The organism is Kitasatospora sp. NPDC101108 (assembly GCF_055584725.1).
The window spans coordinates 1-13,652 of sequence record NZ_JBVJLM010000033.1 but is presented as its reverse complement, the minus strand read 5'-3'; the positions used below and the strand labels follow the sequence as shown (position 1 = coordinate 13,652).

13 protein-coding genes are annotated in these 13,652 nt (G+C 71.3%); 4 read left to right on the top strand and 9 right to left on the bottom strand.

The features are described from left to right. Positions 1 to 8: 8 nt before the first annotated feature. The gene (locus ACZ6Z8_RS36530; RefSeq protein ID WP_465614316.1) at positions 9 to 908 is read left to right on the top strand and encodes an SCO4651 family lipoprotein; all 900 of its coding nucleotides are present in this window, start codon (positions 9 to 11) and stop codon (positions 906 to 908) included. 155 nt (positions 909 to 1,063) lie between these two features. Further along, on the top strand, positions 1,064 to 1,249 hold the full coding sequence (locus tag ACZ6Z8_RS36525; RefSeq protein ID WP_465614315.1) for a hypothetical protein: 186 nt from the start codon (positions 1,064 to 1,066) through the stop codon (positions 1,247 to 1,249). A gap of 35 nt (positions 1,250 to 1,284) precedes the next feature. Here ACZ6Z8_RS36525 and ACZ6Z8_RS36520 read toward each other — a convergent pair whose 3' ends face one another. Then, positions 1,285 to 1,665: a metal-sensitive transcriptional regulator gene (locus tag ACZ6Z8_RS36520; RefSeq protein ID WP_465614314.1), complete on the bottom strand. Its 381-nt coding sequence runs from the start codon at positions 1,663 to 1,665 to the stop codon at positions 1,285 to 1,287. A gap of 359 nt (positions 1,666 to 2,024) precedes the next feature. Between ACZ6Z8_RS36520 and ACZ6Z8_RS36515 the strand changes: the two genes are divergently transcribed. Together ACZ6Z8_RS36515 and ACZ6Z8_RS36510 are read left to right on the top strand one after the other, a co-directional pair. Continuing rightward, positions 2,025 to 2,645 carry a DUF47 domain-containing protein gene (locus ACZ6Z8_RS36515; RefSeq protein WP_030059626.1) on the top strand — a complete coding sequence of 207 codons (621 nt, stop codon included), beginning with the start codon at positions 2,025 to 2,027 and terminating at the stop codon, positions 2,643 to 2,645. Between the two features lie 5 nt (positions 2,646 to 2,650). Next, on the top strand, positions 2,651 to 3,646 hold the full coding sequence (locus tag ACZ6Z8_RS36510) for an inorganic phosphate transporter (protein ID WP_465614313.1): 996 nt from the start codon (positions 2,651 to 2,653) through the stop codon (positions 3,644 to 3,646). A 132-nt stretch (positions 3,647 to 3,778) separates the two neighbouring features. Here the strand turns inward: ACZ6Z8_RS36510 and pstB are convergent, their stop codons facing one another. From pstB to mshD, 8 genes are all read right to left on the bottom strand, one after another. Then, positions 3,779 to 4,555: a phosphate ABC transporter ATP-binding protein PstB gene (pstB, locus tag ACZ6Z8_RS36505; RefSeq protein WP_465614312.1), complete on the bottom strand. Its 777-nt coding sequence runs from the start codon at positions 4,553 to 4,555 to the stop codon at positions 3,779 to 3,781. A gap of 43 nt (positions 4,556 to 4,598) precedes the next feature. Further along, positions 4,599 to 5,675 carry a phosphate ABC transporter permease PstA gene (gene pstA, locus ACZ6Z8_RS36500; protein WP_465614311.1) on the bottom strand — a complete coding sequence of 359 codons (1,077 nt, stop codon included), beginning with the start codon at positions 5,673 to 5,675 and terminating at the stop codon, positions 4,599 to 4,601. Further along, the gene (pstC, locus tag ACZ6Z8_RS36495) at positions 5,672 to 6,649 is read right to left on the bottom strand and encodes a phosphate ABC transporter permease subunit PstC (RefSeq protein ID WP_465614310.1); all 978 of its coding nucleotides are present in this window, start codon (positions 6,647 to 6,649) and stop codon (positions 5,672 to 5,674) included. Before pstC ends, pstA begins: the two co-directional genes overlap by 4 nt. A 150-nt stretch (positions 6,650 to 6,799) precedes the next feature. Continuing rightward, on the bottom strand, positions 6,800 to 7,933 hold the full coding sequence (gene pstS, locus ACZ6Z8_RS36490) for a phosphate ABC transporter substrate-binding protein PstS (RefSeq protein WP_465614309.1): 1,134 nt from the start codon (positions 7,931 to 7,933) through the stop codon (positions 6,800 to 6,802). Positions 7,934 to 8,160: 227 nt separating this feature from the next. Beyond that, on the bottom strand, positions 8,161 to 8,658 hold the full coding sequence (locus tag ACZ6Z8_RS36485) for an NUDIX hydrolase (protein ID WP_465614358.1): 498 nt from the start codon (positions 8,656 to 8,658) through the stop codon (positions 8,161 to 8,163). A 73-nt stretch (positions 8,659 to 8,731) separates the two neighbouring features. Continuing rightward, positions 8,732 to 9,856, bottom strand: coding sequence for a CHAD domain-containing protein (locus ACZ6Z8_RS36480; RefSeq protein WP_465614308.1), 1,125 nt, complete (start codon positions 9,854 to 9,856; stop codon positions 8,732 to 8,734). A 121-nt stretch (positions 9,857 to 9,977) separates the two neighbouring features. After that, positions 9,978 to 12,155 carry an RNA degradosome polyphosphate kinase gene (locus ACZ6Z8_RS36475; protein ID WP_465614307.1) on the bottom strand — a complete coding sequence of 726 codons (2,178 nt, stop codon included), beginning with the start codon at positions 12,153 to 12,155 and terminating at the stop codon, positions 9,978 to 9,980. A 409-nt stretch (positions 12,156 to 12,564) separates the two neighbouring features. After that, positions 12,565 to 13,539: a mycothiol synthase gene (gene mshD / locus ACZ6Z8_RS36470; protein WP_465614306.1), complete on the bottom strand. Its 975-nt coding sequence runs from the start codon at positions 13,537 to 13,539 to the stop codon at positions 12,565 to 12,567. Between the last annotated feature and the right edge of the window lie 113 nt (positions 13,540 to 13,652).

The window sequence follows — 13,652 nt, the reverse complement described above, 5'->3', positions numbered from 1 at the left end:
GGATGAAGATGACCGACCAGCAGCGAACCGGGCGGCCGGCGCGCCGTCCGGGGCCGCACCTGCGCGCGGCGGCCGGGGCCGCCCTGCTCGCCGCCGCCCTGGCCGCGGGAGCCGCCGGCTGCTCGGGCCACACCGGCGGCGGTTCCTCCGACCGGCAGTCGGCCGTCGCCGACCAGCTGGCCGCGGACCCGCTGACGGCGGTGCGCAACGCCGCCGACATCACCGGCCGCACCGGCTCGGCGCACACCGCCACCGAGCTGGTCACCGAGTCCGCCGACAAGAAGGCCTCGTTCAGCGGGAGCGGCGGCTACGACTACGTGAAGCGGCTCGGCCGGCTTGAGGTGCAGGTGCCGCCGGGCGCGGCGACCACCGGGAAGATCGTCGAGGTGGTCCTGCCGGGCACCGTCTACCTGCAGAACAGCGGGGCCAAGGTGCCCGAGGGCAAGTGGGTCAAGCTGGACGTGCGGCAGCTGCCGGACGGCAACCTGGTGAGCAGCGGCGCCACCGACCCGGCCTCGGCGGCGGGTGCGCTGCGCGGGGTGCAGAAGGCCGACCTGGTGGGCACCGAGACCGTGAACGGCACGCCGCTGCACCACTACCGGGGCACCCTGGACCTGGCCAAGGCGGCCGACGCCACCGGTGGCCGGGGCGGGGACGGCCTGCGGATGGGCGGGCAGACCTTCACCGTCAAGGAGGTCCCGTACGACGTCTGGCTGGACGACCAGGGCCGGCTGCGAAAGGTGGTCGAGGTGTTCACCTTCGCCGGGGTGGCCGGGTCGAAGGAGGCCAGGGACCAGGTGAAGGTCACCTCCACCACCTCGCTGTCGGACTTCGGCAAGCCGGTCGAGGCGGCCGAGCCGCCGGCCTCGGACATCTACCAGATGAAGCCCTCGGAGAGCCCGAAGTAGGCCGTCGGGCGGGTGGCCGCGCGGGGAGCGACGGCCACCCGTTTCGGCGGCGCCGAGATGGCCCGTCCGTGCCATGTGGACGGGCCCCGGAGTGCCTAGGCTGGACGTCGGGTGGCTGCCGCCCGGGCTGGCGAGGCACTGAAGGGGTGGTGCAGGTGGTGTCCACGGGCGGCCGCAGCGGCGGCCACGACGACGCGGCCCTCGACGAGATCGAGCTGGCCGGCGAGCTGATGATCGCCGCGACGGCCAGCGCCGGTGACCGGCTGCCGACCGAGCGGATCGACGAGGTGCTGCTGGACCGGGTGGACCCGATCCGGACCGAGCGGGAGGGCGACGGCTGACGGCCGTCGCGCGGGCCGGCCGTGCGGGGCCGGGCTCAGCTGCGCAGCAGTCGGCCGATCGCGGCCGAGGCCTCCGCCACCTTGGCGTCCAGTTCGACGCCGCCCTGTTCGGCGGCCGCGGCGACGCAGTGCCGCAGGTGCTCCTCCAGCAGGGAGAGCGCGAAGGACTGCAGGGCCTTGGTGCTGGCCGAGACCTGGGTGAGCACGTCGATGCAGTAGACGTCCTCGTCGACCATCCGCTGGAGTCCGCGGACCTGGCCCTCGATCCGGCGCAGCCGCTTGAGGTGGGCGTCCTTCTGCGCACTGTAGCCGTGCGGGCCGTGCCCGCTCCCGTGCGCCGCGGCGGCCGGGGTGCCGGCGTGCGGGTCGGTGCCGGGCGCGTGGTCCGGTTCGGTGCGCGCTTGCGTCGTGGTCATCGGCCCGCCTTCGTCTGAGTGCCTGGTGGCTGCGTCGGCCACCAGTGTCCAACACCGGGGCCCTCCGCGGTGTTCCGACGGCCCACCCGGCATGTGCCGAACGGCCTGGTGGGGGTCGCGGCGGGGTTCACCCGTCTGAGCGGCGCCCCGGTCCCTCGCGCGCAGGACGGGGGCAATCGGCGCGAGGTTCCGTCAGACTGGGGAATCACGTCCGCACATGGCCGTGCGGTCCGGGTCGGCCGGTTCGGCAGCCGAACGGAAGGGGAGGTTCCGCCTCCCTGCTCACCACCCCGTTTGCGCGATCGCGCTTGGTTGCACCTAGCATCGTTCAGTCCGTACCCCGCACATCGGAGATTTCCGTGCGTTTTAGCCTGACCCCGAAGGAGACGAGTTTCTACGACATGTTCGCCGCCGCCGCGGAGAACCTCGTCGTCGGATCGAAGCTCCTGCTGGAACTGCTGGGATCAGACGTGTCGGCCCGCGCGGAGATCGTCGAGCGCATGCGCGCCGCCGAGCACGCCGGGGACGACACCACCCATGCCGTCTTCCACCAGCTGAACTCCTCCTTCATCACGCCCTTCGACCGCGAGGACATCTACAGCCTCGCCTCGTCGCTGGACGACATCATGGACTTCATGGAGGAGGCCGTCGACCTGGTCGTCCTCTACGACATCCAGACCCTGCCGAAGGGCATCGAGCAGCAGATCGAGGTGCTGGCGCGCGCCGCGGAGCTCACCGCCGAGGCGATGCCGAACCTGCGCAGCATGTCCAACCTCACCGAGTACTGGATCGAGGTCAACCGGCTGGAGAACCAGGCCGACCAGATCCACCGCAAGCTGCTCGCCCACCTGTTCTCCGGCCAGTACGACGCCATCGAGGTGCTCAAGCTGAAGCAGGTCGTGGACGTCCTTGAGGAGGCGGCGGACGCTTTCGAGCACGTCGCCAACACGGTGGAGACCATCGCCGTCAAGGAGTCCTGACCCTCGTGGACATGGCTGCACTCATCGCCGTCATCGGCGTTGCGTTCTTCTTCACGTACACCAACGGCTTCCACGACTCGGCGAACGCCATCGCCACGTCGGTCTCCACCCGGGCGCTGACCCCGAGGGCCGCGCTCGCGATGGCCGCCGTGATGAACCTGGCCGGCGCCTTCCTGGGCAGCGGGGTGGCGCACACCGTCTCCAAGGGGATCATCGAGACCCCCAAGGGGAACCAGGGGATGGCGATCCTGTTCGCCGCCCTGGTCGGGGCGATCGCCTGGAACCTGGTCACCTGGTACTTCGGCCTGCCGTCCTCCTCCTCGCACGCGCTGTTCGGCGGCATGGTGGGCGCGGCGCTGGCCGGCGGGATCGGGGTGATCTGGAACGGCGTCATCGACAAGATCGTCATCCCGATGATCCTCTCGCCGGTGGTCGGCCTGGTCGGCGGCTTCATCGTGATGCTGGCGATCCTGTGGATCTTCCGCCGGGCCAACCCGCACCGCGCCAAGCGCAACTTCCGGGTCGCCCAGACCGCCTCGGCCGCCGCGATGGCGCTGGCGCACGGCCTCCAGGACGCCCAGAAGACCATGGGCATCGTGGTGATGGCGCTGACCATCTCCGGCCACCAGACCACCGGGGACATCCCGGTCTGGGTGAAGATCTCCTGCGCGACCATGCTCTCGCTGGGCACCTACGCGGGCGGCTGGCGGATCATGCGGACGCTCGGCCGCAAGATCATCGAGCTGGACCCGCCGCAGGGCTTCGCGGCCGAGGCCACCTCCTCGGCGGTCATGTACATCACGTCGTTCGTCTTCAAGGCGCCGATCTCCACCACCCACGTGATCACCGCGGCGATCATGGGCGCGGGGGCCACCAAGCGGATCCGCGCGGTGCGCTGGGGCGTCGCGAAGAACATCGTGCTCGGCTGGTTCATCACGATGCCGGCGGCCGCCGTCGTCGCGGCGCTGGTGTACTGGTTCGTCCACCTGTTCTGGGGCTGAGCCCGCCGGAACGGCCGATCCACCGGTCGGCACAGCGGACAGGGCCCGCCCCCCACATCTCGGGGGGCGGGCCCTTCTTCATGCCCCGCGGCGGCACCGCCATGCAGCACCGCGGGGCAGCTGGGGTCCGGACTAGCCGAAGCGGCCGGAGATGTAGTCCTCGGTCGCCTGCACCGACGGGTTGGAGAAGATCCGCTGGGTGTCGTCCAGCTCGACCAGCTTGCCCGGCTGGCCGACGCCGGCCAGGTTGAAGAAGGCGGTGCGGTCGCTGACGCGGGCCGCCTGCTGCATGTTGTGGGTGACGATGACGATGGTGAACTGCGACTTCAGCTCGCCGATCAGGTCCTCGATGGCGAGGGTGGAGATCGGGTCGAGCGCGGAGCAGGGCTCGTCCATCAGCAGGACCTGGGGCTCGACCGCGATGGCGCGGGCGATGCACAGGCGCTGCTGCTGACCGCCGGAGAGGCCGGCCCCCGGCTTGTTCAGCCGGTTGTGGACCTCCTTCCAGAGGTTGGCGCCCTTCAGCGAGCGCTCCACCACGTCGTCCAGGACGGACTTCTTCTTCACGCCGGCGAGCTTGAGCCCGGCGACCACGTTGTCGTAGATCGACATGGTCGGGAACGGGTTCGGGCGCTGGAAGACCATGCCGATGGAGCGCCGCACGGCGACCGGGTCGACGTTGGAGGCGTACAGGTTCTCGTCGTCCAGGAGGACCTTGCCCTCGACCCGGGCGCCGGGGATCACCTCGTGCATCCGGTTGAGGGTGCGCAGGAAGGTGGACTTGCCGCAGCCGGAGGGGCCGATGAAGGCGGTCACCGAGCGGGGTTCGATGCTCATCGAGATGTCCTCGATGGCCTTGGTGGTGCCGTAGTAGGCCGACAGTCCGCTGACGTCGATGCGCTTGGCCATGATCGTTGCTTCTCTCGTCTGTCTTCGTACGTCAGTCGGTCGCTCAGTGTCCGGCCTTGGGCGAGCGCCAGCGTGCGATGCCCCGGGCGATGAGGTTGAGCCCCATCACGAAGGCGATCAGCACCAGCGCGGCGCCCCAGGCGCGGGCGTAGCCGAAGTCGTTGTTGACCACCGAGTACTGCTGCCAGATGTACATCGGCAGGGACTGCTGCGGTCCGTCGAACGGGTTGCTGTTGATGTAGTCGGCGCCGAACACCAGCATCATCACCGGGGCGGTCTCGCCCGTGATGCGGGCGACCGCGAGCATCACGCCGGTGGTGATGCCGCCGATCGCGGTGGGGAGGACGATCCGCAGGATGGTCTTCCACTTCGGCACGCCGAGGGCGTACGAGGCCTCGCGCAGCTCGTTCGGGACGAGCTTGAGCATCTCCTCGGTGGACCGGACCACGACCGGGATCATCAGGATCGCCAGCGCGAGGCTGCCCGAGAAGCCGGAGTAGCTGAAGCCCAGGGCGAGGTTCCACAGCGAGAGGATGAACAGGCCGGCGACGATGGACGGGACGCCCGTCATGACGTCGACGAAGAAGGTGACGGCCTTGGCGAGCCGGCCGCGGCCGTACTCGACGAGGTAGACGGCGGTCAGCAGGCCCAGCGGGGCGGCCATCAGGGTCGCCAGGCCGACCTGCTGGAGGGTGCCGAGCAGCGCGTGGTAGATGCCGCCGCCGGCGCCGGACTGGATGACGCCCTTCATCGAGTGGCTCAGGAAGTTCCCGTTCACCACGCCGATGCCCTGCTGGACCGTGTAGACGGTCAGCGAGACCAGCGGGACGACGGCCAGGATGAAGGCGACCCAGACCAACGAGGTGGCGAACCGGTCCTTGGCCTGGCGGCGGCCCTCGACCTGGGCCGAGATCAGGTAGCCGCCGACCAGGAAGAGCAGCGCCGAGATCAGGCCCCACTGGAGGTGGCTCCGGAGTCCGGCGGCGGCGCCGATCCCGCAGCCGACCGCGATGGAGCCGGCCGCGACGACGGGCGGGGTCCACTTGGGCAGTCGGTTGGCGGTCAGCTTCGGACCGACCTGCGGCCGGGCGTCCTCGGGGACGGTCGTCAGGGTGGTCATGCGTTGGCCCCCGAGTACTCCTTGCGGCGGGCGATGATCAGTCGCGCGGCACCGTTCACCAGCAGGGTGATCACGAACAGGACGAGGCCGGAGGCCATCAGCGCGTCGCGGCCGTTGTTGCCGGCCTCGGCGAACTTCAGCGCGATGTTCTGCGCGAAGGTGCCGCCGCCCGCGTCCAGGATGTGCAGCGACAGGACGCTGTTGGCGGAGAGCACCACCGCGACCGCGATGGTCTCGCCGAGCGCCCGGCCGAGGCCGAGCATGGAGGCCGAGATGATGCCGGGGCGGCCGAACGGCAGCACCGCGGTGCGGATCATCTCCCAGCGGGTCGCGCCGAGGGCGAGCGCCGCCTCCTCGTGCATCCGCGGCACCTGGCGGAACACCTCGCGGGAGACCGCGGTGATGATCGGCAGGATCATGATCGCCAGCAGGATGCCGACGGTGAACAGGTTGCGCGGGGTGCCGGTCCTGGTCTGGTCGAAGAGGTACGTCCAGCCCAGGTACTGGTTGAGCCAGCTGGTCAGCCCGTCCATGTGCGGGACCAGGAACAGCGCGCCCCACAGGCCGTAGACGATGCTGGGGACGGCGGCGAGCAGGTCGACCAGGTAGGCGAACGGCTGGGCGATCCGGCGCGGCGCGTAGTGCGAGATGAACAGCGCGATCCCGATGGCCACCGGGACGGCGATCACCATCGCGATGACGGCGCTGACGATGGTGCCGAAGGCCAGGACGGCGATGCCGAAGACCGGCTTCGGGGCGTCCGGCGCCCACTCGAAGGTGGTGAGGAAGTTGCCGTCGTTGTTGCTGAGGGCCATGCCCGAGCGCCAGGCCAGGAAGCCGGCGATCGCGGCCATGATGACCAGCAGCAGGATGCCCGCGCCACGGGCGAGGTTCATGAAGATCTTGTCGCCGACGCGGCTGTCGCGCGGTCGGCGTTCCCTGCCTCGCGGGGCGGCAGGGGAGGATGAAGTCATTGGTCTACTCCGGTCTGGTGGTGCCGCCCCGGAAGGGGGTCGGCACCATGGCGGCGGTGCCCCGGACGTTGGTGCTGGATGGCGGTGCTCCGGCGGGACGGCCCCTGCCCCCCTCGCTCACGGGGCCGTCCCACCGGGGGTCCTGTCGGGTCAGGCCAGGGCGCCGACGGCGGTCTTGACCTTGTCGCCGATCGCGGCCGGCATCGGGACGTAGCCCTTGTCGCCGATCGACTTCTGGGCGGCGTCGCTGATCGTGTAGGTGAAGAAGGACTTCAGGGTGTCCAGGGTCTCGGCCTTGTTGCCCTTGTCGCAGACGATCTCGTAGGTGACCAGGACGATCGGGTAGGCCTTGTCGGCCTTGGTGCCGTAGTCCAGGGAGAGGGCGAGGTCGCCCTCGGTGCCCGACACCGTGGAGGAGGCGATGGTGTTCGCCGCGTTGGCGGCGGTCGCCTCGACCGGCTGAGCGGCGCCGGTGGCGATCTTGGCGCTCTTCAGGTTGTTGGTCTGGGCGTAGGACAGCTCGGCGTAGCCGATCGAGTTCTTGACCTGCTTGATCTGGGCGGAGACGCCGGCGCTGCCGTTGGCGGACTGGCCGCCCTTGCCCTTCCACGCCTTGCTCGGCTCGGCGCTCCAGGCGCCGCCGGAGGTCTTGGCGAAGTAGGAGGTCAGGTTGAAGGTGGTGCCGGAGTCGTCCGACCGGTGGAAGGTCTGGATCTCGGCGTCCGGCAGCTTGGCGCCCGGGTTCAGGGCGGCGATGGCCGGGTCGTTCCACTTGGTGATCTGCGAGTCGAAGATCTTGGCGGCGGTCGGGCCGTCCAGGACCAGGTTGTCGACGTTGTCCACGTTGTAGACCAGCGAGACCAGGCCGGCCACCATCGGCAGGTCGATCGCCTTGCCGCCGGTGCAGACCGCCTTGGAGGCGTCGACGTCGGCGGGCTTGAGGGCGAAGTCGGAGCCGGCGAAGGCGACCTTGCCCTGGTTGAACTGCTGGACGCCCGCACCGGAGCCGCCGCCGCTGTAGTTGACCGTGGTGCCGGAGCAGGAGGCGCCGAAGGTGGTCTTCCACACGTCGATCGCGGGGGCCTGGGCGGTCGAACCCGCGCCGAGCAGCGTGCCGGGCTTGCCACAGTTGATGGCGGCAGCGGCAGCGGAGGTGCCGTTGGAGCCGCCGGACGACGAGTTGGTGTTGTTGTCCGACCCGCAGGCGGCGAGCGACAGCGAGCTGACGAGCGCCATGGCACCGATGGCGAGGGCCTTGGAGCGGCCGTTCCGCTGGAGCTTCACAGGGGTGTCCCTTTCTGTGGCATTGCCCGTCGCGCAGGCCGTGCGGACACGGCCGAGCGCGGGTTTTGCTGTGGTCCGGGGCCCGTTCGGCCCTCCGGTGATCCCGAAGTTAGGCCGGGTAAGTGACACGCCAGCCGGTCGCAAGTGAACGGGGAGTGAACCTCGAACGGATGGCAGGAAACTACGTCACGTAGTAACGGTTGCGTCACAGCGAGGGCGCGGGGAGATCACTTCGACCGCTCCCGCACCCGCGCTCCCTCGCTCGCCCGTACGGGCTTCACCCCCAGGATCGCCAGCAGGGCGTCGACCAGCAACCGGTCGCGGTCGTGGGTCAGCCGCGCCCGGGCCTTGCCCGCCGGCAGCCACTCCAGGCGGTCGACCTCGCGGTTCGGCCGGAAGGCCCCGCCGGTCGGCACCGCCGCCCAGTACCGGACCTCCTTCGGACGGCCCTGCGCCAGGTAGTGCTGGGCGGGCAGCTCCGGGCCGAGCAGGCAGCGGAAGCCGGTCTCCTCCGCCACCTCGCGCAGCGCCGCCTCCACCACGCCCTCACCCGGGTCGAGCTTGCCCTTGGGCAGGCTCCAGTCGTCGTACTTCGGCCGGTGGATCACCGCGATCCGCGGCCGGCCCAGCCGTCCGCCGGGCTTGGGCTTCCCGGGCAGCCAGAGCACCGCGCCCGCCGCGAGGATCACCGGGGTGCGGCCCGTCCCGGTCGAGAGCGCCTCCACCGGCCGGCCGGGGCACGGGCGGCTCTGCCCGACGTTCGGGCTGCTGTGCCCGGTGCTCAGGCGATCGTGCAATTCAGGCCGTCCGTGGTGCGGGGGAATGCCCCCAGCCCTCGGCAGGGGGGATCTCCAGCCAGCCGTCCGGGCCTGGCGGGAGGTCGGGCCACCGGCGGCCGAAGGCGTACCGTGCCGCCTCCACCTCCAGTCGCTGATCAGCATGCACCACGCCCAGCACGTAGGCGGTCGCGGGGGTGATCCTCGGGGTGCGCGCCGCGGTGGCGGCGGTGACCGCGGCGTCCGCCGCCTCCTGGTGCCGGTCCAGCACCGTGTCCAGCTCGTCCAGCTCGGAGGCCGGGCGGCCGCACACCTCCAGCGCGTACCGGGCCTGCTTCACCAGGATCCGCAGCCGGGACCAGGGCGCGTCGTCGGCCGCCAGCGCGGAGTCCGCGTCCGCCGACGCGACCCGCGCCGCGGGCACCTCCTGCCCGAAGGCGGGCACGGGGGCCGGCGTCGCGCCCAGCCGGCGCAGCCCGTCCCCGCCGTACGGCGTCGCGGCCCGCTGCAGCGGCAGCTGCTGGGCGCTCGCGGACAGCGCCGTGAACGCGGCCGCCGCCTTCGGCAGCAGCACCGCCGACGCCGGGCCGTCGGCCGTCTCCAGCAGCGGCGCCTCGCCGACCAGCAGGGTCATCCGGTCCGCCAGCGCGTGCAGCCGGGCCGATCGCAGCTCCTGGAGCACGGTGGAGTGCGCCCTGGTCCGGGCCAGGGTCAACTGCCGGTCCAGCAGCGCCCGCGCCTTGGGGGCACCCGCGTGCCCGGCCAGCATTCCGGTGCCCTCCGGGTCGGTGCCGCTGAGCGAGTCCAGCGCGCCCAGCAGCCGCACCGAGCGGCGGACGTAACCCGGTTCCAGCGCCAACAGGTTGAGCAGCCAGCGGAGTTCGGTGCGCGACTCCTGCGCCCAGCCCTGCTCGAACACGGCGCCGAAGGTGTGCAGCAGCCCCCCGATCCGGCGCACCGCCCGCAGCAGGTCCGCGGTGCCGCTCGACGGAACGGCCGCCGCCGAACCCGGTCTCGCGCCGGCCTCGCCCACCGCGAGCGGCAGGGCGCGCAGGAACGCTCCTGCCTGGGCGGTGAGTTGGCGGGAAAGGATGTCCCCGGCGGTCGCTGTGTCGGCCGCCCGGGCCGTCATCGGCGCATCGGTCATGGCGTGGTTGATCCCCGTTCCCCCGGGCCCTTCCCCGGGGCTGGTGGCCGACCGCCGGAGCGGGTCCCCTCGGGGCCTTCGGGGGCCCCGACCGCTCCGGCGGCTCGCATCAGTGGACGCATCAACGCGGGGTGGCGGCCCGACGGCGCTGGCGCGAGTCGATCAGCAGGTCCTGGACCTGCCGCAGCGGCCGGCCCTCGGCATCCTGCGAGTGGCGGCCCCAGACGCCGTCCGGCCCGAGGTGCCAGGACTCGGTCTCGTCCGACACCCCGAGGTCGATCAGCCCGGACAGCTCTGCGCGGTGCGCCGGGTCGGTGATCCGCAACAGTGCCTCGATCCGGCGGTCCAGGTTGCGGTGCATCATGTCGGCGCTGCCGATCCACACCTCGGGATCGCCGTTGTTGCCGAACACGAAGATCCGGGAGTGCTCCAGGAAGCGCCCGAGGATGCTGCGCACCCGGATGTTCTCGCTCAGCCCCGGCACCCCCGGCCGGATCGCGCAGATCCCGCGCACCCAGACGTCCACCGGCACCCCGGCCTGCGAGGCCCGGTAGAGCGCGTCGATCACCGCCTCGTCGACGATCGAGTTGACCTTGAGCTTCACGTACGCGGGCCGGCCCGCCCGGTGGTGGGCGATCTCGTTGTGGATCCGCGAGACCAGGCCGTCCCGCAGGCCGCGCGGGGCGGTCAGCAGCCGGCGGTAGGACTCGCGGCGCGAGTAGCCGGACAGCCGGTTGAACAGGTCCGAGAGGTCCGCGCCGACCTGCGGGTCGGAGGTGAGCAGGCCGAGGTCCTCGTAGAGCCGGGCCGTCTTCGGGTGGTAGTTGCCGGTGCCGACGTGCGAGTAGCGCCGCAGGGTGTCGCCCTCCTGGCGGACCACCAACGACAGCTTGCAGTGGGTCTTCAGCCCGACCAGGCCGTAGACCACGTGGCAGCCGGCCTCCTCCAGCTTGCGGGCCCACTTGATGTTGGCCTGCTCGTCGAAGCGCGCCTTGATCTCGACCAGGACCAGCACCTGCTTGCCGGACTCGGCCGCGTCGATCAGCGCGTCCACGATCGGGGAGTCACCCGAGGTGCGGTACAGGGTCTGCTTGATCGCCAGCACGTCCGGGTCGGCGGCGGCCTGCTCCAGGAAGGCCTGCACCGAGGTGGAGAAGCTGTCGTACGGGTGGTGCAGCAGGACGTCGCGCTCGCGCATCGCGGCGAAGATGTCCGGCTGGGAGGCGGACTCGACGTCGGTCAGCCCGCGGGCCGTGCCCGCCACGAACTTCGGGTAGCGGAGCTCCGGCCGGTCCAGGTCGGCGATCCCGAACAGCCCGGTCAGGTCCAGCGGCCCGGGCAGCGGGAACACCTCCGCCTCGGTGATGTTCAGCTCCCGCACCAGCAGGTCCAGGATGTAGGGGTCGATCGACTCCTCGACCTCCAGCCGGACCGGAGGGCCGAAGCGCCGCCGCATCAGCTCCTTCTCCAGGGCCTTGAGGATGTTCTCGGTGTCGTCCTCCTCCACCTCAAGGTCCTCGTTGCGGGTGACGCGGAAGGCGTGGTGGGCCAGCACCTCCATCCCCGGGAAGAGCTCCTCCAGGTGCGCGCCCATGACGTCCTCCAGCGGGACGTACCGCTGGGGCGAGGCCTCCAGGAAGCGGGCCAGCGACTGCGGCACCTTCACGCGCGCGAAGTGCTTGTGGCCGGACACCGGGTTGCGGACGACCACGGCCAGGTTCAGCGAGAGCCCCGATATGTACGGGAAGGGGTGCGCCGGGTCGACCGCCAGCGGGGTCAGCACGGGGAAGATCTGCTGCCGGAACAGGGTGTGCAGCCGGGCCTGCTCCTTCTCGGCCAGCTCCGGCCAGCGCACCACCTCGATGCCCTCGGCGGCGAGGTCCGGCAGCACCTCCTGCTGGAACGCGGCGGCGTGGCGGGCCATCAGCTCGCGCGAGCGGGTCCAGATCAGGTCCAGCACCTCGCGCGGCTGGAGGCCCGACGCGCTGCGCTGGGCCACACCGGTGGCGATCCGGCGCTTGAGACCGGCCACCCGGACCATGAAGAACTCGTCCAGGTTGCTGGCGAAGATCGCCAGGAACTTCGCCCGTTCCAGCAGCGGGATCCCCGCGTCCTCGGCCAGCTCCAGAACGCGCTCGTTGAACGCGAGCCAGCTTCGCTCCCGGTCCAGGAAGCGGCCCTGCGGCAGTGCTTCGAACTCCTGCTCGTCCGTGGCCGGCAGCTCCGGCGGGACGCCCAGCGCACTGGACATCCTGGCCGTGGGCGCCAGCGGGGCAGGGACGGGGCGGGGGATGCTCATGGGTTCCAGCTCCTCCAGCAGGACGGCGTCCGGACGCGGATGGCTCTGCGGGCCGTCGTCCTCGCCCCGGGGCTTCCCCGGAGACAGCGCCCACCCACCGGGCGCGGTCCGTACAGGACCGGCCGACGAATGGCGGTCGACTCTGCACGAGCGAGACACTACGGACTTCATCCTGTGATCTTCGCGGCAGCAATTGAATCCACGGTAAACACCGCATGGCCAGGAGGAAAGCTGAGTCGGTCGGGGCAAGGGGCGGCGCGGTCGTCCGTCCCTCGCCCGCGACCGTCCCGTTACGGCTGGGCCGTGGCTGGCCTGGGTGCGGATGTGGTTCGGGTGGGTCTTGGGATGTGGGTGTGGGGGCGTGGGTGCAGGGGGGTGGGTTTGTGGGCGGGTGTGCGTGCGGATGGGATCAGGCGGGGGCCTGGGTCGGCCGGTCCGCCCGGTACGGGGCCCGGTACATGAGGTCCACCTCGTGGATGGTGAACCCCAGTCGCTCGTATACCCGGACGGCGGCCGGATTGTCGGCGTCGACGTAGAGGAGGACGGTCGCGAGTCCGCGCTCGCCGGCGCCCGACCCGGTCAGGTGGCGCAGACCCGCCGCGGTCAGGGCCCGACCGAGGCCGCTGCCCTGCTCGGCCGGATCCACCCCGACGACGTAGACCTCGCCGAGCTCGGGCTCGGTGGCGGTGGCCGGGTGCACCTTGGTCCAGTGGAAGCCGACCACCTTGCCGTCCCGGGTGGCGAGGAAGAAGCCCGCCGGGTCGAACCAGGGCTCGGCGATCCGCTCGGCCAGGTCCAGCTCGGTCCAGGAGCCCTGCTCCGGGTGGTGGGCGAAGGCCAGGGCGTTCAGCCGCAGCCACTCGGCGTCGTCCTCCCCCGGGCGGAAGGTCCGGAGCTCGATGCCCGCGGGGACCGGCACTGCCTCGGTCTGCACACCGGTGCGGCGCATCTGCCGCAGCTCGCGGACCAGCTCGGCACCGTACGCCCCCGCCAGGTGCCGGGCAGCCGGGTGGCCGCCGTGCACCCAGAAGTCCACCTCGTCCCGGCCGGCCCGGTGGGCCTGCGCCAGCACCGCGTCGACCAGCGGACGGGCCAGGCCGCGACCACGGGCGGCCGGGTCAACCACCAGCTCCGCGGCGGGACCGGCGGTCGGGGCCTCCGGCACTTCGAGCTGGCCGTAGCCCACGACGGAGCCGTTCTCGCCCTCGATCACATGGGTGACGCCCGGGCGGGGCGTCTCAGCGTTCCGCAGCCGGAGCCGGCCCTGCTCGGACACCGCGGCCCGGCCGTCCACCGCCTGGGCCTCCGCCAGAACACGCAGGGCGCCGTCGCGCTGCTCGGGGCTGAGCACGTTGCTCGCAATGACCGCTGTCTGATCGTCCATGTACCGACGATACGTCAACGGAAATGCGAAAAGCCCCTGATCCGATGGATCAGGGGCTTTTCTGAATGATTGTTCGGCGGCGTCCTACTCTCCCACAGGGTCCCCCCTGCAGT